Origin of the sequence: Streptomyces sp. KLMMK (assembly GCF_036961605.1) — a bacterium.
GTDB classification, from domain to species: domain Bacteria; phylum Actinomycetota; class Actinomycetes; order Streptomycetales; family Streptomycetaceae; genus Streptomyces; species Streptomyces telluris.
On the sequence record NZ_JBAMDC010000670.1, the window covers coordinates 1 to 1,992 of the forward strand.

Below are 1,992 nucleotides of genomic sequence, written 5' to 3' on the forward strand. Positions count from 1 at the left end.
GCGTGCAGGCTCAGCACCGACTCGCCCACCCGCAGCAGCTCCCCGGCGGGGAACCGCACCGGCTCCTCGCCGACCGGCTCGCCCGCGAGGGCGGTCCCGTTGGTGGAGCCCAGGTCGCGCAGGGTGACCGTGCCGTCGTCGTGGAGGACGACGGCGCAGTGCAGCCGGGAGACGTCGGGGTCGTCGAGGGGGATGCCGGCCGTGGCGGAGCGCCCCACGTGCACCTCGCCGCCGTGCAGCAGGTGCACGCCGCCCGCGTCGGGCCCGGAGACGACATGCAGCCGCGCCGCGGCCTCCGGCACGCCGGACAGCAGCACGCCCGCGTGCTCCTCCGGGTCGGCCGGGGCGCACAGGGACAGCACGGCGCCGTCGATCAGGGGCGGCTCGCCGAGCGCGCTGCGCTGCGGGTCGAGCCGCTCGGCCCCGGCGTAGACCACGACGGCCCCGGTGCCGAGGTCGGAGCCGGCCGCGGCCACGGCGGCGGCCAGGCCGCTGGTCACCCCGGCCAGCGCGGTCCCCGCGGGGGCGGTCACCAGCACGTCGCAGGCGCACTTCGCGGCGGGCGCGGTGGTGTGGTGGCCGCTGAGCGGCCCGAGGACGGTCAGCCTGATCTGCATCGCCGTCAACGGTCCCTTCTGCCCCGGTGCGCGGGCGGGGGACAGGAGGCTTCACGCGGCCTTCCCCCACCGTGCACGGGCGCGTCGGCACGTACAGGTCACCACGTCACGCGGGACGTACCGGAAGCACCGGCCCCGCCCCTCCGCATCGTGCTGCGAGCATCCTCGCACCTGCCGGCGACGACGCGCCCGGCGACGGCCAATTCGTGATCTTGAACGACCGCCGGAGCGTGCGAAGGAAGCGGAAGGTGATCGAATCCTTCCGTGGTCATCTCATGATCTGTTCGTAGGGCGTCCGTTTTCGAACGCGTCGTACAGAGTTTCTTTCGCGCCGGAGACCCGGAGGACGCGCCGTCCCAGGCCCTGCGCACGCCCCCGAGCAGCCCGCACGCGCCGCCCGGGCGCCGCGTGGCAACCAACCGCCCGCTCCCCGCGTCTTCCCATCAGCCCCTCGGATTCGGCAAACCGGAGGTCCGTACGGCGGCACTACAGTGGGCGGAAGGCCGGGCACGAATGAGGCCATCGCAAAGCATCACGACGACGATGACGATCAGGGAGCGCATGACGTGCGGCCGGTAGGCAGCAAGTACCTGCTCGAGGAGGTGCTCGGTCGCGGAGCGACCGGCACCGTCTGGCGAGCGCGCCAGCGGGAGGCCGCGGGCGCCGAGGCCGCCGTGGCCGGGCAGCCCGGCGAGACCGTCGCGATCAAGGTGCTCAAGGAGGAGCTCGCCAACGACGCCGACGTCGTGATGCGCTTCCTGCGCGAGCGCTCCGTCCTCCTGCGGCTCACCCACCCCAATATCGTCCGCACCCGCGACCTGGTCGTCGAGGGCGATCTGCTCGCCCTGGTCATGGATCTCGTCGACGGCCCGGACCTGCACCGCTACCTGCGCGACAACGGCCCCTTCACCCCGGTCGCCGCGGCGCTCCTCACCGCCCAGATCGCCGACGCGCTCGCCGTGAGCCACGCCGACGGCATCGTCCACCGGGACCTCAAGCCCGCCAACGTCCTCCTGCGGAGCGACGGCGGCCAGATGCACCCGATGCTCACCGACTTCGGCATCGCGCGCCTCGCGGACTCCCCGGGCCTCACCCGCACCCACGAATTCGTCGGCACGCCCGCCTACGTGGCGCCCGAGTCCGCCGAAGGCCGCCCGCAGACCTCCGCCGTCGACATCTACGGCGCCGGCATCCTGCTCTACGAGCTGGTCACCGGCCGCCCGCCGTTCGCGGGCGCGACCGCGCTCGAAGTGCTCCACCAGCACCTCAGCTCCGAGCCGCGCCGCCCCACCACCGTTCCCGAGCCGCTGTGGACGGTCATCGAGCGCTGCCTGCGCAAGCGGCCCGAGGAGCGCCCGAGCGCGGAGAACCTGGC

At 73.8% G+C, this 1,992-nt stretch carries 2 protein-coding genes; one reads left to right on the forward strand and one right to left on the reverse strand.

Features of this window, described 5'->3' with window-relative positions:
• A partial coding sequence (locus tag V7793_RS36950; protein ID WP_336014059.1) for an FHA domain-containing protein occupies positions 1 to 617 on the reverse strand: 617 nt, incomplete at its 3' end.
• A 566-nt stretch (positions 618 to 1,183) separates the two neighbouring features.
• Here V7793_RS36950 and V7793_RS36955 point away from each other — a divergent pair.
• On the forward strand, positions 1,184 to 1,992 hold an 809-nt coding region (locus tag V7793_RS36955), incomplete at its 3' end, for a serine/threonine-protein kinase (RefSeq protein ID WP_336014060.1).